Origin of the sequence: Aeromonas allosaccharophila (genome assembly GCF_000819685.1) — a bacterium.
Classification (GTDB): Bacteria; Pseudomonadota; Gammaproteobacteria; order Enterobacterales; family Aeromonadaceae; genus Aeromonas; species Aeromonas allosaccharophila.
On the sequence record NZ_CDBR01000005.1, the window covers coordinates 47,599 to 70,380 of the forward strand.

Genomic DNA, 22,782 nt, shown 5'->3' on the forward strand with positions numbered 1-22,782 from the left:
GCAAAGAGGGCACCTGTTGGTGCCCTCTTTCGTTGCTGCATTAAATCGATATTACTTGTTCAGCAGCTCCAGATTTTCCTGCTTGCTCAGCACAATCACTTCGCACTCGGCCCAGATATCCTGAAACGCCCGCGGGCGCTGGCGGTTGAACAGGCACATCAGGTTGCCCAGGCCAAAGGCGGCAGTGGCGAGACGGATCAGCGCCTGGGTAATGCGGATATGGCTGCCATCCTCGTTCTGAATGAGCAGCCGCCAGGCGCGCATGCCGACGGTCTGGCCTGCACGGGTCCAGAACCAGGTGTAGAAACCGCAGATGACGAAGGCGAGCCACAGGGTGTAGAGCAGGCTCAGGTGGTGGCGGGTCAGCAACCAGACGGTATCTTCACCCGCCGGTACGCTTGCCATGCCGGTGACCAGCAGCAGCTTGGCGACACCCATGCCGATAAAGCCGGCGATGATCAGCAGCGAGGTCACCACCAGCGCATCATAGATCAGGGCGCCGAGGCGACGCAGCAGACCCGCTGACGGGTATGGCTGAGTGGCAGGAGAGGGGGATTTTTGTTGGACTTGTTTAGGCTTGGCCATCGTTTTTATTCCATTAAGATGATGGCGGCATTCTATGTAACTGGCCCCGCATCGGCAAGGCGTTGAATAAATGAACAAACGGGTGTGTTCAATCGAAAAACACCTTGCATGGCATCGCGCCATTCGTATAATCCCTCGCAGTTGCCCGGGTGGCGAAATCGGTAGACGCAGCGGATTCAAAATCCGCCGGTGAATCACCGTGTCGGTTCGAGTCCGACCCCGGGCACCATTCTTTTCCCTGTTTGGTCAACAGGTTGCAGCGCTCAAGAGCGCTCCTGCTCAAAGTTTCTGCGGTTGATAACTCTCATTCATGTGCAAATATGTGCAAGAGGTTTCAACCAATGGCAAGCATCCAAGTTTTCACTCGAAAAACCGGCAAGTCCTATCGCGTTCAGTTCATGCGTAACGGCAACCGTGTATCCAAAGTTTTTACCCGCAAAAAAGACGCAGAGCAGTTCCTGGCTCAGATCACTGTATCTGAAGAGCTGGCAGATGCCTTAACCAACGTCACCCTCACAAGTACCACTATTCAACAAGCTATTCATGAGTACCTTGAGCAACACAAGGGACGAGACAAGTCTGTGCCCCAGCGTCTGGGCTGGTGGGCTGAGCATCTCGGCGACAAGACGTTGAACAAGGTCAATCGCCAGAGGATCAAGAACGCCATCTCGATTCTGGAGGCAGAGGGGAAAGCTCCTGCGACCCTGAACCGCTACAAAGCCGCGTTGTCAGCAGTATTTGCCTACATGTGCGATCGCTATGACCTCAAAGTGAACCCTTGCCTGGAAGTGAAACAGAAGCGGGAAGACAATGCTCGCACACGCTTTTTGTCGACAGATGAACTTGCTCGATTGATGAAGGCCACCAAGTCGAGCAAGTGGGAGCGACTTCATATGCTGGTTCATATGGCGTTGACCACTGGAGCACGGAGGGGCGAGCTGATCGGCCTCAAATGGTCAGACATTAATTTCAACACGCGCACAGCTCACTTGGCGGTGACTAAGAATGGTAGTCAGAGGGTTCTGTCTCTCACTGCTGACTTGCTTACTGAGCTCTCCAAGTTTCGCGAGATTGGTGCCAGCTTTGTGTTCCCTCACCCCTCTGGCCTCAATCGACCGTTTACCGAGTTTGATTACCATTGGCAGGCCGCGAAGAAAGCCGCGTTGCTCTCTGATTTCCATTTTCATGACCTTCGGCATAGCTGTGCCAGCTTGCTGGCGATGAACGGTGCCAGCATTCTGGAGATCGCAGAGGTGTTAGGCCATAAGTCGATCACCATGACCCAGCGGTATTCTCATTTATGTAATACACATAAATCGCAGTTAACTGAACGGGTTTTTGGCAACATTATCGCTGATTAATATCAGTAACCTATTTTCGATATTCATGAATCGGTATAAAAATATCAAAAATTATACGGTGGATAGACTAAGTGAGTTGGACGGCTGAACGTTTTTTGAACGAGTTGGATGTATCTATGAAACCTGATTGCTGGACTGGCTTAGGGTTAGATAGTCCAGCCAGAAGGTTTATAACAGAAAATGCAATGGCAGCATTTGAAATGAGGGCGCAAGTAAGTAGTTGCAAGGCTTGGCGGGGGAGGAGTATTGAGCAGATTGATGAAGATTTTATGACGATCGTAGTTATACCTTTGGTTCTCGATAACCCTATGATTGCGTCAAATGGGGCTATTTTGTCTTGGGATGATGGTTATAAAGAACGAAGAGGTCCCAAACGGTCATATCCTCATGTAGAGGGAGACGTTGCTTTATCATTTTTGCAGAAGCGTATATTGGAACTCTCTTGTGATATGGAAAAAATAAAATCCCTTAATATAGCTGATGATGGGAAGCACAGGTTTGTTAGTGAATTGAGTGAAATGCGGGATAAGTATAAAGAAATTGTGCTGGATGTGCGTCGCAATTTGTATTTTAAGGAAGTGGAAAGGTGTAGCCTTGTATATAGGGTATCTGCTGCAATGCAGGAACTCACAGAGGTTGGTATACCTTGCTCCAAAATTGATGTCGAAGCGTTCTGGCTGAATCTGTTGGCGACTGGTTGGAGGGTTGAACCATGTCGTGTGTATTCAGCAGCAAGGAAGATTAAAAGCTATAGACATGAGAAATGGGTATTTCCAGTTTGAAGAACAACCACCGCTCAACGTTAGCCGCTTGAATGCTGGATTCTATGTTTGGTGTTCCGACAATAGGTACACTCGAGTCTTATTAGGGGCAGAAATAAGGGACAATTATTGATCCTTACGCCCCTCCCCAATTTTGATTAAATACTCCCCGACCAAACCGCAGAACACCAAGAGCAACAGGAAAGGGAGTATAAGCAGTATGCAAGACCTCAACCTCATCGCAATCAGTCAAGATCTAAACAACTGGCTGCCTGTGACCGAAATCCCCAAGCACTACCCCCAATTTAACTATCCCACACTGAAGGCCATGTTCTGGAAGCGAGCCGAGAAGCCCGGCTTGGAACGTTGCTGCCGAATTGTCGGCAAGCGGATGTTTGTGAACACCAAACTCTTCAGCTTGTGGATGGCTGGTGGACTGCCTGAACAACACCCGACGGATGATTAAACCGCAGGGAACCCATCTGTTATCGGATATAGGCAAACATGGTGTGCAAACCCATGGGGAAAACATGAAAAAAAGCCCTTACCTGCGACAGTAAGGGCATTTCGGATTACTCACTGACTCTGACAGTTTGGCGACCAAGGAGCCAGTGAGTGCGAGGTAATTTTAACATGAAAGTTCACTTATTAATCCATAAAGGTCATCAAGGCTTGCTGGCCGAGATCCATGCTCTTTCTTCTGATTCGGAGGGCAAGCGATGATCTATTTTGCATGGGCCGCTGATAGCCAGACTGGAACCTTCTATGGACCACCCAATCCCAGAACCTGCAAACGCTCCCGTGTCGGAGTATTGAGTGCCTTCACCAGCCGAAAAGCGAGATCCGTTTTTATAGAGCAAAGCCAAGGGGCCGCTGCTGTTGTAACTCGCCCCTATGCTCGCCAAATGAAGGCAGGCTTAGACGAGCGGGCATTCAATGAGTTGGTTGCCGCTCTAGTTGGGGGCGAGGTATGAGCACTGTAAGGTTTGTTTCTGATGTGGCCGCCGCAGCTGTAGGGTATTGGCCGGATTTGCTGGCGGGTCTTGGCCTCGACATTCCGCGTCATGGCAAGCATGGCCCCTGTCCTGCCTGTGGCGGCAAAGATCGCTTTCGACTCGATGACAAGGAAGGGCGAGGGACTTTCATCTGTAGCCAGTGCGGTGCTGGGGATGGGTTGGATCTGGTATGCCGGGTGATGAGCAAGAGCCCCATGGAGGCAGCCGAGTTGATAGCGCCTATGGTGGGGTTGGCTGCCGGTGGGCTAGATCCTGTCGAACGGGGGCGCATCCACCAGCAACAACAGGCCAAGGCCAAAGAGGAAACCCGAAAGCGGGAAGATGGCCACAGGAAAGCTGCTGCACGCGCCTGCCGCATCATGAATGCTCATTCGCGTGGTTGTGGTAGCGCCTACCTATCAAGGAAAGGTTTTGCGGAACACCAGAGCGCGATCAGCGGTACCAAAGAAACGATAAACGGTGAGGTGTTCCCTGTCGGTAGCGTGATTGTTCCCTTGCTCGATGGTGCAGGGAATCTGGTTAACGTGGAGCTAATTCGCAACGAAGATGGTTTGAAACACACCTTGGGTGGTGGCCGCAAGGCTGGTGTATATCATCGCATTGATGGTGGGGCGCTGGTGGCAGTGGTGGAAGGCTACGCCACCGGTCTATCAGTCCAGCAGGCGACAGGGGCAACAGTCTATTGCGCGATGACTGCCAACAATCTGATGAACGTGGCTGAGATTGCTAGAAGTCAGAACCCAGACGCCGAAATCATCATCTGTGGTGATCACGATTTGGATAACGCAACAGGCCAGCGTAATGACTCTACCAAGCACCAGACTGAGCAAGCAGCACAAGCAGTGGGCGGGCGTGCAATATTTCCACCAGAGGCCGGGGATTGGAACGATTACCACCAAGCTCATGGGCTGAGCAAGACACAAGAGGCCATCATGAGCGCCAGCACCAGACTGGCGACCAGCCAAAGCCAAAACGCCAGCCAGAAGGGAGAGGAATCCAGGAAGATCGAGGTGAATCAGCTCCAACGGGAGCATGAGCCACCAGCCACCATGATCGATAAAATGAGTGCTAGTCAGCGGGCTGCACTACTGGTCGAACGATTGGGGCAAGTTGCTATCAGCCTTGAGGCCGAGCGTGTCTATCGCTATGACGGTAGCCTATGGGCACCATGGACAGATACCGAACTGCGCCGCGAAATGGCCGCCATCTTTACCGAGTATGGAGTTCCGTTCAGTGACAAAGGTATTGCCGCCACAGTTTCCACGATGAAGCTGATGATCCCAACCATGGGCCAGCCAACCAAAGAGCTGATCGGCTTTGCTAATGGGGTTTATGACATGGCAACTCGCCAGTTTCGGCCACATTCGCCCAGCGATGGGCTGCTCACGCACAACGGAATCAACTATGCTCCGCCACTCGTTGATGAATGTCTCGAGCGGGATGCCCCCAACTTCACTAGGTGGTTATGTCACGCTGTCGATAACAACGCCGCCAAGATGGCTCGCATCAATGCCGCCCTATATATGGTGTTGGCAAACCGTTATGACTGGCAGCTATTCCTTGAGGTTACCGGTGAGGGGGGCAGCGGCAAGAGCATCTTTGCCAATGTGGCAATCCTGTTAGCTGGTGGAAAATGGAACACTGGCTCCGGCAACATGGCCTCACTGGACCATGCAAAAAGTCGCTACCAGTTTGTCGATAAACGGCTGATTGTTCTGCCTGACCAGCCCAAATACATTGGTGATGGCAGTGGTATCAAGGCGATTACCGGGGGGGATTTGGTCGAGATCGATGGGAAGTATGAGAAACAATTTGCCACTGTCATCCAGGCTGTTGTGCTGGCCACCAATAACGAACCTATGGTCATCACTGAACGCAATGGAGGCATATCCCGACGCCGGGTGATCTTTACCTTTGACCGGGTTGTGGCCGAAGCGGATAAAGATCCGTTGCTTGGCGACAAGATTGCCGCCGAGTTGCCGGTGGTGATCCGCCATCTATTAGCCCAGTTCGCCGAACCTGAGCATGCCCGTCACTTATTGCTGGAACAGCGTAACTCCGATGATGCCTTGACCATCAAACGAGCCACCGACCCCGTGATCGACCTTTGCGGGATGGTGCTCTTTCTGGATGAACCCAAGGGATTGATGATGGGGGGTAATCCGGAGATCAAGCGGGAACCCCGGCGCTATCTCTATCATACCTACCTTGCCTTCATGGAGTACCACGGCCTGGGGCGCCCGCTATCAGTTCAAAAGTTTAGCCGCGCGCTCAAGGCAGCAGCCAAAGAGTATGGCCGCCAATACTGCAGTCGGGTGATCAAGGGCAAATCGCAAACCAACATTATGTTGACCGAGGTAGCGGAGATGTTCTTACCCCAAGCTGTCAATGTCGATCAGTAATGACGACCCATTGATGACAGAATGATGAGCTTGGCCGCTGTACCTGAGGATGCGTGGGACTTTCATCTACAAACCCTACCCTCCCTACCTAGCACAGTTGAAAGCCTTGTCGGGCAAGGGATGCCAAGAGGTAGGGTGAGTATTCCCTAACCCTACCCAAACCCTACTGGTCATCTTTATCCCTACCGTCATGGCTGATGTGGCTTGGTTGCAAACCTACTCTGTTCTGATTAACCAAACGGATGGGATCTTGCTGCCGGGGGAGGGTATGGGTAGGGAATGAATGTTAAACCCTACACGTCTCAAGCCAGTCTTGGTAAGGCCTGCAACGGAGGTAGGCTAGGTAGGCGCAAAAAGCGGTAAAACAATTCAGGGGGATTAGCGGGCCACGCCAATGATGATCCACCAAGCCCAACGTGAAGCAGAAGCGAATGATCGACGAAGTTCTGAAAATGTATGCCAAAGAGATAGCGAAAGAGGAAAAGCAGCGGCTAAAGGAGCAAAAACGAGCAGAGCGCCAGCGCAAGCAGCTAGAACGATTGTGCAAGCCAGCACCGGGAGTCGAAGACATCTTTCGGTATCGTAATGCCTGGGCTCGGAATGTCGGGCAGTCTAACCGTCGATTGATGGAACGAGCAGAACGAGACCATGCCATAGCCAAGCTGGGGCCGATCAATCACTTGGCTGCTCTTGTCGTTGCAATGGAGTGGCATCCGCACCATGCCTATATTCTGGTCGTCGCAACAGACCCCGGCGTGACCTGTGAGGAGCTGACGGACTTCTACAACCTGAGTCATTCAAATCACAGGATGGTGTTCCGTCGCTTGAACGCAGTGTTGAAGCAGTTGGGTTGGCGTTTTGCCTCATACCCTAGGGGCGCACCAAATGAACCATGGGGTTGGGAGTTGGAGAAAATCCCGGGGTCATCACCCCCTAAGTGATCACTTTTTGTGTTACAGGCGATCATTATTGCCCTGTGTGGGTATCGGGTTGGCATAACCCAATAAGAATGCGGGCTACAGCCCTGCTTACATTCCCAAATGTGGTAAAACGATCGCTTTTGACTGTACGGCTCTAGTGCAAAAACAGGATCGCTTACTCTCGGCAAATATCGTAGTAACTCACAGTAAAATAAGGGTTTTTATTAAAAGCGATCGTTTTGCATAACGATCCTTTTGCTCTACTATCGGCGATCCCTTTTCTGGCTAGCTAGGATCGTTTTTTGTGGTCACCAGTCCCCTGATTCACCGCAAGCCCAGCCCTGGCAAGGGATTGCTGGTAGGGGCTAGCGCACACGCCTCTTCGACCGCCCCCGAAAAATGAAAAACCCTTTGTCCTGTTACGAGTGATCATTTGCAGAGTGCCCTTGAACTTCGCTGTATCGAAAAGTGGTAGTGGATGGCCTCCGGGTTGTTATCGGGCCGCGTTTAGGTAAATCGAGCTAACTGAGGAGGTGGTGATGATCTGAGCCCCGCAATCGCCTGCGAATTACTAGCGGTCTGTGAAGTGGTTGCAAAAGGGGGCCATTAAAGTCACATTTTTCCTTGGCCTACTCTGAAAGGTGCGCGGCCGCCACGGGGCTGCAAGAAGAGTGAGGTGATGCGGTCTACCTGCGATGGAAAAGCGAGGGTGAAGGTTCGCGCTAAGCATAGTTTGGGGGGGCTCGTAAGCCCCGCCCCGCTACACGCTGTTTAAAGTTTACTCGTCAGGTGCCATCCCTCGCCATGGGGACATTCATACACTCGAAGTAATATCCCCTGTTCTCGTTCCAGAATGAGTGCACGTCGCACCGCTGCACTTTCTGAGGCATACGCCTGCTTCAAACAGTCACAGCAGTGATGCCCTGGCGTGTGCCGATCTGCCGGACATAAGTGCCAGGAGCAGCAGCGGCCGCAATGGTAGGGCATCATGCGGTTGCCATATGATACTAGAGCATATCGCGCGCCTTCTTCGGCACATTGCTGGTTTGGGTAGGCGCGACGAGGTTTTCCTTTGGCGCTGAGACAGATTGCGTTTTTGAACATCGCTTCAGCCCTCGATGTCCATGACTACTCGAAAAGAGACCTTGATATTTTTGTAGGCCCCCCAGGACGTTGATCCTATGTTGCCCTCCCAAAAACGGCCGCTAATGTGGCCCTTTTCTTGGCACCATTCGTAGGCGTCCCACGCATCAATGAACTCGAGACCCTGATGTTCTGTCCATGGAATCTGCTCTTCCCATGCCGCATGTGGAGGAAAGTCCTTGATCCAGAGTTTGCGAACTCCACCGTTGATGGCTTTAGAGTTGCTGACATCAATTCCGCTGGGATGTGGGAATTCAGCGACGTCAGGATTGGGCTCCAGAAACCTTGGCTCAGACCACTTGACGGCCGAAGGCACATCTTGGCGGATAGCCTGTTCGCTTGCTTCTACCAGTGGACGAGGTGGCCAGTTTTCCCACGGAAAATCACCAAACGCCATCGACTCGTAGTGCTTGGAGTAAGCCGGTCGAATAGCGCGAAGCTCTTTCTGGGTGAGTAGCCTGAGGTTGACACCAAGTTGCCGCTCACGCCATGCGCAATAGGCTTGAGCATCAACCCACGATGCGCCGACAGGAGCATCATCAGAGGCGCCTTCATTGGCGCGATCCCAAGGCTCGCGACGTTCGCCCTGTCGTTCATGGAAGCCTGTTTCCTCCAGCATCTGCCGGAATGAAGCGAGGTCTATCAGATCGCTGATAGCCAGCTTACGGCCTCCAATCTCGACGAGATGGAAGCCGTTTGGTAGCGGCCCTGCCCATTTTGCTCGCTCTGGTGATGGCCAAATGCCTTGCTCTGTCAGCCATGTGCGGCGCACATCGACGGACGTTGTGAGTTGCCGCTCCATCATGCTTCCGCCTCGGTCGTAGAAGGCTTGTTCCGCTTTGTGGGCTTCGTCTTCGTCCCAGAACTCTTGGCGGAAATGCATGGCTCGACGCAAGTCGCTTTCACTCATCAACTTTGATGGCAAATCTGCAATCGCCAATTTGTACGAATCGGCCAAATTGTCCGGCTTGGGCGGTTCATGTTCCCTGTAATCACGCCACAACAGGTCCCAGCAACCGTCATGAGCGCGTAGAACGGTGAGTCGGTTGTTGTAAGGAAGTACGTCAACCCATCCTTCGGGCTGAACGTCAAAAACGGCGCGGAACGCACGGACGGCGGCAAAAGTCTTTGCATGTTGTGCCGTCCGGTCCTCGGGGCCGTACTTTAGTTCCCAGTAGTGTTTGTCGACTATGGTGCTAAGCGGGCCATCAACCAACTTGTTATCCAGAAAGCCCCACTGCTCCTTCAGGTCGTGCCGTCGTGCAAACAGGTCTTTGCCAAGCTGGGCTGCCACTTCCGGCAACGCATTGATGGACTTGATTGCAGCGGCTGGGACTTGATGGCCATTCCCGTTATCCCAAGCGGACCAGTCCACGCCGTATCCAAGAAATACCCGACGAGGCGGCTGCTCTTGGGGGCCGAAGAAGATGCGGTCAGCCAACTCACGAGGGGTGGGGCCGCCATGTTCTGAAAAATAAAGATCTATGCAGCCGCCATGATCTACCGGAAAGGTGCCAACCTGCTTGGTACAACGGTGCTTTTTGAGGAAGGCTTGAAACTCGGGCCAGCCTTTATTTTGATAAGTCCCGAAGTCTCCGGCGAAGCCCAAGCGATCGACAATAGCGTTGAGCGTCTGTCTATGTTTCAAGGGGTCAGCATCGGGATGAAGCACGCGTGATTTAGCGCCTTCTTTAATGTCCGCTGGTGATATTCCGCGCAGAGGAATGGCGTGGTAGTCGCGCAAAAGGAGGTAGCCGAGGCGACGCCCAGCAAAGTTGAGGTTATCAGACACTATATTCTCCTAACAAAATCATCCCCCACCCCAAGGCCGCCAGTATGGGATCGTGATTAAGTTGAGTTGTTAGTGTGTTGATAACTTGTCGTTCTGATTTTCGAAACGAGGAGAACTTGCTTTCGGCGTTGGCGGCGCCGACGACCCGGCAGGGCGTCTCCGAGCCCTTGAGATGAAGGTTAAACTAATCGACCAACGAGAGTCAACGAGGCAAAGTTTATCTGGGCTCGACCTCTCCACTCTCATTGGCAAAGCCATGCTGACCATGTTGGCCGCTGTTGCAGAATTGGAACGTTCAAACATCAAGCTCCGGCAGATGGCAGGGATCGCCAAGGCGAAGGCAGAAGGTAAGGCGCTGGGGCGCGAGAAGACAATTAACGATGCTGCCGTTGCCATCTGGCGCAAAGAGAATTGAGCTAGCATCAAGCTGACGGCTGAACACTTCGGGATCTCGCCCGCCAGTGTGAAACGAGCATGTCGGTCTGCGTAATTAGCCATCTGCGCAGGTGTTTATTCCTTTGATAACGCTTCAGGTATGTTCCTGTTCAAGTTTTGGACTCATAACTCTCCCATATATCCCCGTATTCATGAGAACATCAGCACCAGTCCTCTTTCAAACCGGAGTGCGCTGTGTCGCCCATCAACAAAGCAACCCTCACCGAAGCCGACATCATCTCGAAATACCTGCTGCCTGCTATCAAGGCTGCGGGGTGGGATGACCTGACTCAGGTTCGCCAAGAGGTGAAGCTGCGGGATGGCAAGGTGGTGGTGCGCGGCCAGATGGCTGCACGCAAGAAGGTCAAATCGGCCGATATCGTGCTCTATCACAAGATGGGCTTGCCACTGGCGGTGATCGAGGCCAAAGCCAACAAGCATGAGATTGGCAAGGGGATGCAACAGGGGCTCGATTATGCCCGTCTGCTGGATGTGCCGTTCACGTTTGCCAGCAATGGCGATGGCTTTGTATTTCATGACAAGACCAATCCGGCCAAGCTGGAATCCGAGATCGCGCTGGAGGATTTCCCCAGCCCGGGCCAGCTTTGGGACAAACTCTGCACCTGGAAGGGCTACACCCAGGCTCAGCTGCCTGTCATCAGCCAGGACTATTACTCTGATGGCAGCGGCAAATCTCCCCGCTACTACCAACTGCAGGCCATCAACAAGACCGTAGAAGCAATATCGAAAGGTGAGGATCGGGTATTGCTGGTTATGGCCACCGGTACCGGCAAGACCTACACCGCATTTCAGATCATCTGGCGTTTGTGGAAGGCGGGCGCCAAGAAGCGAATCCTGTTTCTGGCCGATCGCAACATTCTGGTAGATCAAACCAAGATCAATGATTTTCAGCCCTTTGGCTCGGCCATGACCAAGGTCACCGGGCGCACGATCGACCCCGCCTATGAGATCCACCTTGCCCTCTATCAGGCGCTCACCGGGCCGGAAGAGTCGCAGAAAGCCTTCAAGCAGGTCTCCCCCGACTTCTTCGACCTGATCGTGGTGGATGAGTGCCATCGGGGCAGCGCCGCCGAAGACAGCGCCTGGCGCGAGATCCTCGAATACTTCTCATCGGCCACCCAGATTGGTCTCACCGCCACGCCCAAGGAGACCGAAACCGTCTCCAGCACCGATTACTTCGGTGACCCTGTTTATACCTACTCCCTCAAAGAGGGGATCGAAGATGGTTTTCTTGCCCCCTACAAGGTGGTGCGGGTCGATATCGATGTCGATCTGCAGGGGTGGCGTCCCACCAAAGGGCAGATGGACAAACAGGGCAACCTGATTGAAGACCGTATCTATAACCAGAAGGATTTTGACCGCACTCTGGTGATCGACGAGCGTACCCAGCTGGTGGCCGAGACCATCACCAACTACCTCAAGAAAACCGACCCGATGGCCAAGACCATCGTGTTCTGCAACGACATCGATCATGCCGACCGGATGCGACGGGCGCTGGTCAACCTCAACCCGGAACAGATGGCCAAGGATGAGCGCTATGTGATGAAAATCACTGGCGATGATGACCTTGGCAAAGCCCAGCTCGACAACTTCATCAACCCGAAAAAGCCCTATCCGGTCATCGCTACTACCTCCGAGCTGATGACCACCGGCGTCGATGCCAAAACCTGCAAGCTGGTGGTGCTGGACCAAAACATCCAGTCCATGACCAAGTTCAAGCAGATCATCGGCCGTGGTACCCGTATCGACGACAAGTACGGCAAGCTCTGGTTTACCATTCTCGATTTCAAGAAGGCTACCGAGCTGTTTGCCGATCCCCGTTTCGACGGCGAACCGGAGCGCGTCATGGTGGTCAAACCGGCAGACATCAACAATCCGGATGAAGGCCTGGGCGATATCATCGATAGCGCCGATCCACTGCCTGCCGATGAACCCGGCGACCATGGCGATCCGTTTGCCCCCGGAGTCGATGAACAACCCGGCAGCTACACGATCGGTAGTGATGGTGGCCAGAGTGGCGCAGGGGGCCAGGGCACAGGCCCGCTGGGTGGCCCCGAGCCCGGAGTCAGCAAGTATTATGTCAACGGCGTGGCGGTCAGCGTCATCGCCGAGCGGGTGCAGTATTACGATGCCGATGGCAAGTTGGTGACCGAATCCTTCAAGGACTACACCAAGAAGACCCTGCTCAAAGAGTTTGCCACCCTCGATGCGTTCACCAAACGTTGGCAAGCCGCCGAACGCAAGCAAGCCATCATGGATGAATTGGCTCAGGCGGGCGTGCTGTGGGAGGTGTTGGAGCAGGAAGTGGGTAAGGAGCTCGACCCGTTCGACCTTATCTGCCACGTGGTATACGATCAGCCGCCACTGACCCGCCGTGAGCGGGCCAACAACGTCAAAAAGCGCAATTACTTCACCAAGTACAACGACACCGCCCAGCAGGTGCTTACCAGCCTGCTCGACAAGTATGCCGATCAGGGGGTGACCGAGATTGAGACCAAGGATGCGCTAAAAGTCGCCCCCTTTACCGAGCTGGGTCGCCCGCTGGAGTTGGCCAAGAAGGGTTTTGGTGGCCCCAAACAGTTCGAGCAGGCCATCACCGAACTGGAACAAGAAATTTACCGTGAGCAGCAGAGCGCCTGACGACCTGACTGCTTCTGAACTACCATGCGGCCATTCCAATGATGGCCGCTTGTTTTATCGATACTCCTGACGCATTCGCCCCTGTATTCGTCACCATTTGTGTAAAAAGCAGAGAATTCCATGTCATCCATCAGCTCAGTCATCAAATCCATTCAGGACATCATGCGCAAGGACGCCGGTATCGACGGCGATGCCCAGCGCCTCGGCCAGCTCTCCTGGCTGCTGTTTTTGAAAGTGTTCGACGCCCAGGAAGAGGAGCTGGAGTTTGAGCAGGATAACTACCGCTGCCCCATCCCCGAGCGTTTCCTGTGGCGCAACTGGGCGGCCGATAGCGAAGGGCTGACCGGCGATGCCCTGCTCGATTTCGTCAACAACGATCTGTTCGACAGCCTGAAAAACCAGCCTGCCAATATCAGTCTCAACCCCCGTGGCTATGTGGTGAAAGAGGCGTTCAGCGATGCTTTCAACTACATGAAGAACGGCACCCTGCTTAAGCAGGTGATCAACAAGCTCAACGAGATCGACTTCACCGACAGCAGCGAACGCCACCTGTTCGGCGACATCTACGAGCAGATCCTGCGTGACCTGCAAAGTGCCGGTAACGCGGGCGAGTTCTACACCCCACGCGCCGTAACCCGCTTTATGGTGAACCGCATCGACCCCAAACTCGGCGAGCGGATCATGGACCCGGCCTGCGGCACCGGCGGCTTTCTCGCCTGCGCCTTCGATCATGTCAAAGAGCACTATGTCGAGACCGCTGCCGACCATCAGACCCTGCAGCAGCAGATCCTGGGGGTCGAGAAGAAGCAACTGCCGCACCTCCTTTGCACTACCAATATGCTGCTGCACGGCATCGAGGTGCCGGTGCAGATCCGCCACGGCAACACTCTCGATACGCCGCTGTCGAGCTGGGATAGCGATATCGATGTGATCCTCACCAACCCGCCCTTTGGTGGTACCGAAGAGGATGGCATCGAGCAGAACTTCCCGGCCGATCTGCGCACCCGCGAAACTGCCGACCTGTTCCTGCAGCTCATCATCGAAGTTCTGAAAAAGGGCGGCCGCGCCGCCGTGGTGCTGCCTGATGGCACCCTGTTTGGCGAAGGGGTCAAAACCAAGATCAAGCAACTGCTCACTGCTGAGTGCAACCTGCACACCATAGTGCGGCTGCCCAACGGGGTGTTTGCCCCCTATACCGGCATCAAGACCAATATCCTCTTCTTCACAAAGGGCCAGCCCACCAAGGATGTCTGGTTCTACGAGCACCCCTATCCGGTTGGGGTGAAGAGCTACAGCAAGACCAAGCCGATGAAGTTCGAGGAGTTTGAAGCTGAAATCGCCTGGTGGGGGGATGAGGCTGACGGCTTTGCTGCCCGGGTTGAGAACGAACAAGCCTGGAAGGTCAGTATCGACACCATTATCGAGCGTAACTTTAACCTCGATATTAAAAACCCCCATGTCGGTGAGCAGATAAGCCATGACCCCGACGAGCTGCTGGCGCGCTATGCCACAGAGCAGGCTGAAATCCAGACCCTGCGTGACCAGCTAAAAGCCATTCTGAGCGACGCCCTGTGCAAAGGTGCGGCCAAGCAAGGGGAGCAGGCATAATGGCGATAGAGAATCTGATTACCGACCACCTGGATCTCTGGACTGCGGCGGTGCGCCCGAAAAGCAGTGCCGGACGCGGTAGCAACAGCAAGCTGGAACTCACCGGCATCAAAAAGCTGCGTGAGCTGATTTTGGAGCTGGCCGTGCGCGGCAAACTGGTGCCACAAGACCCCAGTCATGAACCGGCCTCCGTGCTGTTGGAACGGATTACCGCCGAAAAAGCGCAGTTGGTGAAAGAGGGCAAAATTAAAATGCCCAAAGCCTTGCCTGAAATTGGTGAGGAAGAGAAGCAATTTGAATTACCAAAAGGATGGGCATGGTGCAGGCTGAATGATATTATTAATATATCATCTGGTGATGGACTCACATCGAAACAGATGGCTGTTGATGGTGATATTCCTGTTTTTGGTGGGAATGGAATTACAGGTTATCACGATAAATATAATGTCAGTCAACCTACTTTGGTTATTGGAAGAGTGGGTTTTTACTGTGGGTCAGTTCATATAACACCCCAAAAGGCATGGGTTACAGACAATGCATTTGTAACCAATTTTTCATATCTCAATATAGATATTAACTTTTTGTTTTTGTTGTTAAAAGCAACAGACCTTAATGAAAATGATAATGCAACTGCACAACCTGTAATTTCTGGAAGAAAGCTATACCCAATAGTTGTTTGTTTACCCCCATTATCAGAACAACATAGTATCGTTACAAAAGTCGATGAACTGATGGCCCTCTGTGACCAGCTGGAGCAGTGCAGCGAGTCGCAGCTGGCGGCCCATCAGACGCTGGTGGAGACCCTGCTCGCTACGCTGACAGATTCAGGCGATGCCGACGAGCTGGCGCAAAATTGGGCGCGGTTAAGCACTCACTTCGATACCCTCTTTACCACCGAGGCCAGTATCGACGCTTTGAAACAGACGATCCTGCAACTGGCAGTGATGGGCAAGCTGGTGCCGCAAGACCCGAGCGATGAACCCGCCGCAGTCTTGCTGGAGCGTATCGCCGCCGAAAAAGCCCAGCTGGTCAAAGAGAAGAAAATTAAAAAAGAGAAACCGCTGCCTGCGATCAGCGAAGACGAAAAGCCGTTTGAGCTACCACAGGGGTGGGCGTGGGCTCGAGGCGAAGATATTGCAGATTTTGTTGATCCACAACCTAGTCATCGCACTCCACCAGAAGTAGAAGACGGTGTTCCATACATTGGTTATACGGATATTGATCATGAGCGCGGCATTAACTTTGATAACGCTAGAAAAGTATCTGAAGTTATATTGCAAGAACATAAAGAACGTTATCAAATTAAAGATGGCGATTTTGTATTTGGAAAAATTGGAACGTTAGGTAAGCCATTTTTCTTGCAAGCACCGTTTAACTATTGCTTGTCCGCAAATCTTATTTTAATTCAGCCAAGAATAGGTTGTACTCATCCTGTTTATTTAGCTACTTACCTAAATAGTCCAACTTTATACCAAACCTTGGACATACAAAAAACCAATAGCACTCATGCTGTATTCGGGATCAAGAAAGCAAGGTTGCTAGTGGTTCCTTTTCCTCCCATCTCAGAGCAACATAGAATAGTTACTAAGGTTGATGAATTAATGACCCTCTGCGATCAACTGAAATCCCGCCTACAAACCAGCCAGCAGACCCAGCTTGCCTTGGCCGAGTCGCTAGTGGAAGGAGCCCTTGCCTGATGCCCTATGCTCGCCCTTGGCTTAGCTATCAACAGCAACTGGATCAGCTGATTGGGCGCGGCATCACGGTCACCGACCGGGATGCCGCACTGAGCTATCTGGAGCGGATTGGCTATTACCGTTTAAGCGGCTACTGGTACCCATTTCGCCGCTTTGAACCCGCGGCTGAGGGTGAAAGCAAACGGGAGACCCGGGCGACGGACCAGTTTTGCCCCGACACCCATCTGCTGGATGCGGTGGAGCTATATCTGTTCGACAAGAAGCTGCGCCTGCTGGTAGTGGATGCGCTGGAGCGGATCGAGGTGGCGTTGCGGGTCGATCTTGCCTATCTCCTTGGCAAGCGAAATACCTTTGCTCACCTCGATCGCAGCTACTTCCACCCCAGCTTTATCCGGCAGCCTGCATTCAGGGGGAGTCACCAGACCCGCTTTGAGGCGTGGATGGAGAAATACCGGGGGCTGGTAAAGCGCTCCAAAGAGGATTTTGTGCGCCACTACCATCAGCGCCATGGTGAGGAGCTGCCGATCTGGGTGGCGGTGGAAGTCTTTGATTTTGGCGCCATTTCGCAGCTGATCGGCATGATGAAGGTGTCGGATCAGCAGCATATCGCCAGCAAATACGGTTTGGACTGGCAGGTGTTTGCCAGCTGGATCTACGGTCTCAGTTACCTGCGCAATATCTGCGCCCATCATAGCCGCCTTTGGAACCGCAACGTGACGACGCAGGTGAAGTTGCCCAAGCCCAGAGAGGTAGCGTGGTGCGATTTCCTGGCAAGAGACGATGAACGGCTTGCCAAGCCATTCGTGTTGCTGGCCATCACACGCCATCTACTCAAGGTGATTTGCCCTAATACCCAGTGGCATCTGCGTCTGCGGGATCATCTGCTGACGTTCCCCACACAAAAGTCGGTGCGCAAGCTGGGGTTGGCAAACATGGGGTACATAGAGAACTGGCAGGAGTGGTGGTAAATCCACCAAATAAGAACCCCAGCGTAAGTTGCAAAGCAACCAAGAGGCCGGGGTCGTGTTGCGGAGAAGAATAGGGGGGAACCTCCATTCAGTCAAACTTTTTTACCCCATTTTGTGACGGATAGAGTGGTAGTCGAGTGGGTATTAAAGCAGGATCTCAAAGGCTCTTCAGCTACGTGAGAGCCGGCTTGAAATATCAATATTACAAGGAGTTGCGATGCTACATGCAATCCTGCATGGCAAGGCTGGGCGTATCGAGCGGGAAGGGGAATCCCTGCGCTGGCGCGACCTGTTTAAAGGCAGTGAAGATCTGCTAACTGCCACTTTCTTTGGCCGTTTGCCCCACCTCTCGGACGGTACTCTGGGGGCCGTGCTGCACTTTCTACTCGGTGACAATCCGCTAGACCCGGCCACCTTTCAACGGCTGGAGCTGTGGCCAAAACTGGCATCGCTGCAGGATCGCCGTTATGTCGAGCCCGATGTGCTGCTCCACTTTGACGACGCACTGGTGGTTATCGAGGTGAAGCCCCCGTTCGGTGGTGACCAGTATCGGGAGCAGTGGCTGGCACAGGTCAATGCTGTGGTCAGCGAAGCCGAGTTTGATGACTATGAAGACCGGCTCTATTACGTTGCGCTTGGTAATATCCCTGTCGCCCCGCTGATTCGCCCAGAGCTGCCCGAACGCTTTGTCCAGATGACCTTGCGTGAATGGGAGCCACTGCGCTGCTATCTGCAAACTGCCTCCGAGTTTGAATCCTGCCGTCAGGATCGCGCCATTCGCGATGAGTGGCTGCAGGCGTTTGAGCTGTTTGGCATGGCCCCGGTGGTGCCTGAATGGGCGCCGTTGTTTGCCTACGCAGGGCAGCTGGACCTGGATTGCGGGGTAATGTCTGAGCGGGAAACTCCCCCACCGGCTGAACCTACTGGTTGGGCTGCTCTGCTCGACTATGCCGGGACATTGCACCTCTCTCGCCCCGATTTCTCTTTTTTGAATCACTGACTTTGGCTAAGGATGCCGTCATGCAACACGATCTTGAACAGACCACCCAGCTGGTGACCCAACTGCAACAAGCCCACCGACTCGCAGCCGGTTTCTACCAGCGTATCCTCCCGCTATTCGATCAGATCGCCAGTCAGGCGCTGGACGCCGAGTTCTGGTATTGGGAGCCCAGCGAAAATAGCCGCCCCTGCCGCTCAGGAACCCGCCCATCCAGCAGCTGGGCATGGGACTATCTGCCACTGTTTGCATCGAGTCATGCCTACCGGGACCGGAATGGCGATACGGCTCTGAAAGGTGATAAGACGCTGATTTTTCGCCTCTATATCGATGATGATTTCCGTCAAAACTCAACCTTGCGTGCAAGTACGAAGGGCCAGCCCGATCCTTTGCAATTGTCTGGTAACGCAGTGGTTGAAGTGAATCTGTACCGTTGCCTGCAGGATAGTAATAACCACTTCTGGGATCTGCTCAAGCAGGTTAGCTGGCCTGCTCATCAACCTGACTGGCAGCAAAGTGACAAATGTCATCAGCTTGAGATCTGCTCCAATCATCTGCCGCTCGCCCAGCTGCTTGCCGACCCTGATAGCGTGGCCCGTTGGATCGAAGAGATGAGTCATCGTTGAGCCTGTGGTTGGCAGGTAACAGTGCCATGAGCCAAGGGCATGTAATGACCTGATATTTAAATGGCCATCACGGTGGGCTTTGAGAGCAGATGTAATGACACAGACTAAATTCGAGTTACCCAACAAAATCCATGATATCGGTTCGTTAGTGGTTCAGATCAAGGAATGGAGCTCTAAACCCTCGGTTGAAGATCTCTGGATGGCCTATCTTCTCGCTCGCGTTCCTGCAGAACGAACGAATGATGAAATTCAGGCTCTCCAGTCATGGTTCTATCAAGAGGTTGAGGAGCAGGGGGTTGAGCTCTTACTAATTGAGTAAGAAATGGGTTCAGCCTCCGAGGAGATTGAACCCATTTTATGTCCAGTGGAACCCGCCTGAGGCGGGTTTTTTATGCGTGCAGTTCTTCATGAACAATGTCATCACGGGGGTGAGATTACCTATTCTCCATGATCAACATGGTCAATTACTTGAGCATTGAGGGGTAACTCGCGTCCTTCCTTGAGATACGCACAGAGTTGCAGCTTGATGGGGAAATTTCTGAGGGCGCCTGAAAGAGAACTGGTGAGAACTCGCTAATGCGATATGCCCGACTGAATGGTGTAAATGATCTAAAGGAGGTACTGCATGCTTGAACTACTCAAAATCCTCGCTACCAACACCCTCACTACGAATCTTGGCTTCATGGGGGCTGTATTGGCATTAGGTTTCTTGCTGTGGGTCGCGACTTGGTAATGAGTGGGGCCGCGGGCCCCACTTGCCCACTATCGAGATGGTTTATCCATTCCCTGGCAGGCTTACTTTTTTGTGGATTTGCTTGGCTTTAACGACGGGGTATTCCCCGGAGTGTCTTTATTATCACGACGACGTTGATCTGGTTTCCCTGTCGATTGAGCGATTGGTTTCGGACCAGGTTTAAGACCCATAACAGTTCTCCTTTAACTGTTCAGAGGACGACCCTCTAAGATGGAGATGTGGGCTGTAATCAGAATTATCAAGAGTGATTGTAGGATTAATGTGCGTAGGGGGGGATGCGCTAAGTTGAAGTTCCATTTTGCTACCTTTGGTAACTGGATGGTTGTAAAGCTATGCTCCGATCACGGCATACCAGATGAAAAAAATACTAAGTAGCTCAATAGGTGTAAGCGATTGGGTTTAGAGATGTTGTCCCGTTGTCCGGTGAGTATAAGCTCATAGCGTGGCATCAGCTTAAGCTTGGATACCCCTGTAGAATGTTCATAACCTATTGGTTAACCTCGTGTATTGCTTTGCAGGAGGTGATGATAATTCTGTCATGGACTACTGCGAGTCCTCAAACTGAATGATAGAATGCTCTACATTTGTATCCCTCGCTGATAGGCCGCAGACGAATGCCGACAATAATGAAAACTATTTATATTCTTGATGATGGCTCAGGCGATGTTCTTGGTGAAGAGTCTTCATCAGGTATAAGTGAGGTCTTATTCCCTGACGCAAATTTCTGTGATCACGTCATGACTATCACTAAGAAATTTGAGGGGCGGCAGGTGTATAGGTGGGAAGTTACCGGTGTTATGCATACAGCTCCCACTGATACCATTGTTATGCTCTCTCCAAGGGCACAAACATTGAATGAAGAGTATCTTTTGAAAACGATACTGTGCCGCCAGCGACCCCAGATTTTGTCCGTATTGGTCAGAAAAGGGACTCTTGTAGAAGTTGAGTTTGGCTATATCCATTCAGTAAAGAAAGCGAGTGGGGTGTGTAAATCTAACAAGCGCTATCCAGACCAGGGCAAGAAGGGAGAAATGCACAAGCGGAGGCTCGCTATTGTTGTTGGCGCTGATCATAACCGTGTACAGATAGTTCCTATTACCTCTCGGTCTCCTTCGGAGGGTGACAACTCCTCATTTGAAGTGAGTGCAGCATCACTTCAGCGTCTGGTTGATTACAACAGGCCTGATAAGCACAGTTATGCTCTTTGTGGAATGATTCAGACGATCTCTCCTGCAAGAGTCCTTCCTCCGAAGCGCCTTGACCGAGCACAGAAACACGTGAAGAGGAACATTAGCTATCCAGATAAGTTAGTAATCGAAGACATGAAGAAACTAGAGGTTGCACTCTCGTCTTCTATTGGTATCGGTGATTATGGCCAAGTAAAGAGTGAACGTAATGCTCTCAGATTAGAGAAGCAAGCAGCCGTCGCCAGGCAACAAGAGCAAGATAGGAAAAGGGCTGAGCTAGAACAACAGCTAGCGTCTCTGTTAGAAGAACAACAACAGCTCAAGATCTACAAATCACTCCTTTGGGACATGTATGGAGGAATTCATGCAAATCTTAGTGAGCAGGAATTGGCTCAGTTCATCGAGGGCGAAGTGGCTGCACACCAAGAACTTGCCGCTATCTGATGCGAAGTCACACTATCAATTTTCATAAAAAGCATTGACCAGTATGTCAAACGAGACTACATTAATGAGACACGGCAAGACATACGGGACGGCTCCCAGTCTTGCGACGCTTTAAGTAGCCCAGCCGTTTATGTAAATCAGATACCAAAAGCCTCCTTTATAGGGGGCTTTTTTACATTTTTAGTTTATGGGATTGGACTGACACCTCGGTGGTAGATCCATCCTATCCTCACGATGAAGCATGCTCTAAGCCCATCAAGGCAGCTTTAGCTAGAAGCAGTTAAGTTTGGGGGGAGCCAGTTTTGCTGGCTGCTGGCGTATGATTTCAGTGGGTAAAAATGTGCAAAGTGTGCAAACCCACCTCAACTTGAACCAACCTGAAATAACCCAACCCCACTTGATTCAATGGCTTACGAGTCGTACTATCCCTAGGAAACCGCAGTTTCTGGATTCAAAATCCGCCGGTGAATAACCGTGTCGGTTCGAGTCCGACCCCGGGCACCATCAAATTTATGACAAAAGGCCATCAGCAATGATGGCCTTTTGTTTTTTGGCGTTCCTGCGGATTGGTGCGTTACTGCTGAACAGGCCGTGCTTCCCGTTGCTGTCTGGTATCCCTTCTCTTTTCCCGCTCTCCGTTATTTCCTTTTCTTGATGTGGCCGCTGACGGCATCACTGCCAGCGGCCTGTTTCTATTGCGGTTTTCTTTCCATACCTTGCAGAGTCAGAGCATGGTTGCTGCGCTATCCCAGCAGGGCAAACAACAGGGTACCGAGGCTGCCTGCCAGCGTCAGGGCTATGATGGCTCTGGGTGTGCCGTGCAGCTTGGTCCACATAAACAGGCTGGTGAGGGCGAGCAGCAGCAGGGCCAGGGCGGCGATGTCGCCAAACAGCTGCCAGCCGAGGCCGGTGCCCATGCCACGGTGCAGCCGGTTGAGGCTGGCGGAAAAGTTGGCCAGTTGCAGGTCGGTACGTACCAGCAAGGTACCCTCAACATAGCTGGCGGCCACGCTCTGGCTGAGGGTAACGCCGCGCATCTCCCATTTGGCGGGCAGGGTGAGTGGGCCGTTCGGGGTGGGTAGGATCTGGGCCGGGGTGATCATGGTTCGCCCGTCGGCAAAGGTCTCGGGATAGCGCTGTTGCAGCAGGCTTTTCAGCTGCTCCGGGCTGGCGAGTGGCGCCTCCAGCACTATCTCTTCACTCGATTTGTCGGTGTGGGGGCCGGGGATGGGCAACACGGCGCGGTGTTGCAGCCAGAGGCCGGTGATGCCGTACATCAGCATCAGGGCGAGGGTAAAAAAACCGGCCCAGGCATGGAGGCGGCGTACCCATTTGTTGTTGTGAAGGGGAACTCTTCTGCGTTTCATCGTGGTTGCTTCATAAAAAACTGGCCAGCAAGGGCTGGCCAGTCGGGGTGGTTGTCAC

The 22,782-nt window shown here is 52.8% G+C and carries 17 protein-coding genes and 1 tRNA gene; 15 read left to right on the forward strand and 3 right to left on the reverse strand.

Annotated features, from left to right (window positions below):
* Positions 1-51 precede the first annotated feature (51 nt).
* The gene (locus BN1115_RS00550) at positions 52-585 is read right to left on the reverse strand and encodes an RDD family protein (protein WP_042655618.1); all 534 of its coding nucleotides are present in this window, start codon (positions 583-585) and stop codon (positions 52-54) included.
* A 143-nt stretch (positions 586-728) separates the two neighbouring features.
* Here BN1115_RS00550 and BN1115_RS00555 point away from each other — a divergent pair.
* The 6 genes from BN1115_RS00555 (at position 729) to BN1115_RS00580 (ending at position 7,066) form a co-directional block, all read left to right on the forward strand.
* Positions 729-814 (forward strand) — tRNA-Leu (locus tag BN1115_RS00555).
* A 112-nt stretch (positions 815-926) separates the two neighbouring features.
* Complete coding sequence (locus tag BN1115_RS00560) at positions 927-1,946, forward strand: tyrosine-type recombinase/integrase (protein WP_042655619.1); 1,020 nt, start codon at positions 927-929, stop codon at positions 1,944-1,946.
* A gap of 71 nt (positions 1,947-2,017) precedes the next feature.
* The gene (locus BN1115_RS00565) at positions 2,018-2,728 is read left to right on the forward strand and encodes a hypothetical protein (protein ID WP_128821619.1); all 711 of its coding nucleotides are present in this window, start codon (positions 2,018-2,020) and stop codon (positions 2,726-2,728) included.
* A 199-nt stretch (positions 2,729-2,927) separates the two neighbouring features.
* Positions 2,928-3,173: a hypothetical protein gene (locus tag BN1115_RS00570; RefSeq protein WP_042655621.1), complete on the forward strand. Its 246-nt coding sequence runs from the start codon at positions 2,928-2,930 to the stop codon at positions 3,171-3,173.
* 504 nt (positions 3,174-3,677) lie between these two features.
* A complete protein-coding gene (locus tag BN1115_RS00575; RefSeq protein ID WP_042655622.1) occupies positions 3,678-6,125 on the forward strand; it encodes a primase-helicase zinc-binding domain-containing protein in 2,448 nt (815 codons plus the stop codon).
* A 431-nt stretch (positions 6,126-6,556) separates the two neighbouring features.
* On the forward strand, positions 6,557-7,066 hold the full coding sequence (locus BN1115_RS00580) for a hypothetical protein (RefSeq protein ID WP_042655623.1): 510 nt from the start codon (positions 6,557-6,559) through the stop codon (positions 7,064-7,066).
* A 1,087-nt stretch (positions 7,067-8,153) separates the two neighbouring features.
* Here BN1115_RS00580 and BN1115_RS00585 read toward each other — a convergent pair.
* Positions 8,154-9,980 carry an SUMF1/EgtB/PvdO family nonheme iron enzyme gene (locus BN1115_RS00585; protein WP_042655624.1) on the reverse strand — a complete coding sequence of 609 codons (1,827 nt, stop codon included), beginning with the start codon at positions 9,978-9,980 and terminating at the stop codon, positions 8,154-8,156.
* A 172-nt stretch (positions 9,981-10,152) separates the two neighbouring features.
* Between BN1115_RS00585 and BN1115_RS00590 the strand changes: the two genes are divergently transcribed.
* From BN1115_RS00590 to BN1115_RS21220, 9 genes are all read left to right on the forward strand, one after another.
* Positions 10,153-10,395: a recombinase family protein gene (locus BN1115_RS00590; RefSeq protein ID WP_244152181.1), complete on the forward strand. Its 243-nt coding sequence runs from the start codon at positions 10,153-10,155 to the stop codon at positions 10,393-10,395.
* Positions 10,396-10,610: 215 nt separating this feature from the next.
* Positions 10,611-13,076, forward strand: coding sequence for an EcoAI/FtnUII family type I restriction enzme subunit R (gene hsdR / locus BN1115_RS00595; protein WP_042655625.1), 2,466 nt, complete (start codon positions 10,611-10,613; stop codon positions 13,074-13,076).
* A 120-nt stretch (positions 13,077-13,196) separates the two neighbouring features.
* Positions 13,197-14,684, forward strand: a complete 1,488-nt coding sequence (locus tag BN1115_RS00600) for an N-6 DNA methylase (protein ID WP_042655626.1) — start codon at positions 13,197-13,199, stop codon at positions 14,682-14,684.
* Positions 14,684-16,381: a restriction endonuclease subunit S gene (locus tag BN1115_RS00605; RefSeq protein ID WP_042655627.1), complete on the forward strand. Its 1,698-nt coding sequence runs from the start codon at positions 14,684-14,686 to the stop codon at positions 16,379-16,381. The genes BN1115_RS00600 and BN1115_RS00605 overlap by 1 nt, the downstream gene beginning before the upstream one ends.
* Positions 16,381-17,349 carry an Abi family protein gene (locus BN1115_RS00610; RefSeq protein ID WP_042655628.1) on the forward strand — a complete coding sequence of 323 codons (969 nt, stop codon included), beginning with the start codon at positions 16,381-16,383 and terminating at the stop codon, positions 17,347-17,349. The genes BN1115_RS00605 and BN1115_RS00610 overlap by 1 nt, the downstream gene beginning before the upstream one ends.
* 217 nt (positions 17,350-17,566) lie before the next feature.
* Positions 17,567-18,349, forward strand: a complete 783-nt coding sequence (locus BN1115_RS00615; protein ID WP_042655629.1) for a hypothetical protein — start codon at positions 17,567-17,569, stop codon at positions 18,347-18,349.
* A 20-nt stretch (positions 18,350-18,369) separates the two neighbouring features.
* The gene (locus BN1115_RS00620) at positions 18,370-18,972 is read left to right on the forward strand and encodes a hypothetical protein (protein ID WP_042655630.1); all 603 of its coding nucleotides are present in this window, start codon (positions 18,370-18,372) and stop codon (positions 18,970-18,972) included.
* 94 nt (positions 18,973-19,066) lie between these two features.
* A complete protein-coding gene (locus BN1115_RS00625) occupies positions 19,067-19,291 on the forward strand; it encodes a hypothetical protein (protein WP_042655631.1) in 225 nt (74 codons plus the stop codon).
* Positions 19,292-20,352: 1,061 nt separating this feature from the next.
* Positions 20,353-21,357, forward strand: a complete 1,005-nt coding sequence (locus BN1115_RS21220; protein ID WP_167335537.1) for a type II toxin-antitoxin system PemK/MazF family toxin — start codon at positions 20,353-20,355, stop codon at positions 21,355-21,357.
* Between the two features lie 743 nt (positions 21,358-22,100).
* Here BN1115_RS21220 and BN1115_RS00635 read toward each other — a convergent pair.
* A complete protein-coding gene (locus BN1115_RS00635; protein WP_341833824.1) occupies positions 22,101-22,766 on the reverse strand; it encodes a PepSY-associated TM helix domain-containing protein in 666 nt (221 codons plus the stop codon).
* Between the last annotated feature and the right edge of the window lie 16 nt (positions 22,767-22,782).

What these genes read in the sequence shown, in the direction of transcription:
- BN1115_RS00550 (WP_042655618.1), bottom strand. Translation starts at nt 585, where the DNA reads ATGGCCAAGCCTAAACAAGTCCAACAAAAATCCCCCTCTCCTGCCACT.
- BN1115_RS00560 (WP_042655619.1), top strand. Translation starts at nt 927, where the DNA reads ATGGCAAGCATCCAAGTTTTCACTCGAAAAACCGGCAAGTCCTATCGC.
- BN1115_RS00570 (WP_042655621.1), top strand. Translation starts at nt 2,928, where the DNA reads ATGCAAGACCTCAACCTCATCGCAATCAGTCAAGATCTAAACAACTGG.
- BN1115_RS00575 (WP_042655622.1), top strand. Translation starts at nt 3,678, where the DNA reads ATGAGCACTGTAAGGTTTGTTTCTGATGTGGCCGCCGCAGCTGTAGGG.
- BN1115_RS00580 (WP_042655623.1), top strand. Translation starts at nt 6,557, where the DNA reads ATGATCGACGAAGTTCTGAAAATGTATGCCAAAGAGATAGCGAAAGAG.
- BN1115_RS00590 (WP_244152181.1), top strand. Translation starts at nt 10,153, where the DNA reads ATGAAGGTTAAACTAATCGACCAACGAGAGTCAACGAGGCAAAGTTTA.
- BN1115_RS00600 (WP_042655626.1), top strand. Translation starts at nt 13,197, where the DNA reads ATGTCATCCATCAGCTCAGTCATCAAATCCATTCAGGACATCATGCGC.
- BN1115_RS00605 (WP_042655627.1), top strand. Translation starts at nt 14,684, where the DNA reads ATGGCGATAGAGAATCTGATTACCGACCACCTGGATCTCTGGACTGCG.
- BN1115_RS00610 (WP_042655628.1), top strand. Translation starts at nt 16,381, where the DNA reads ATGCCCTATGCTCGCCCTTGGCTTAGCTATCAACAGCAACTGGATCAG.
- BN1115_RS00615 (WP_042655629.1), top strand. Translation starts at nt 17,567, where the DNA reads ATGCTACATGCAATCCTGCATGGCAAGGCTGGGCGTATCGAGCGGGAA.
- BN1115_RS00620 (WP_042655630.1), top strand. Translation starts at nt 18,370, where the DNA reads ATGCAACACGATCTTGAACAGACCACCCAGCTGGTGACCCAACTGCAA.
- BN1115_RS00625 (WP_042655631.1), top strand. Translation starts at nt 19,067, where the DNA reads ATGACACAGACTAAATTCGAGTTACCCAACAAAATCCATGATATCGGT.
- BN1115_RS21220 (WP_167335537.1), top strand. Translation starts at nt 20,353, where the DNA reads ATGAAAACTATTTATATTCTTGATGATGGCTCAGGCGATGTTCTTGGT.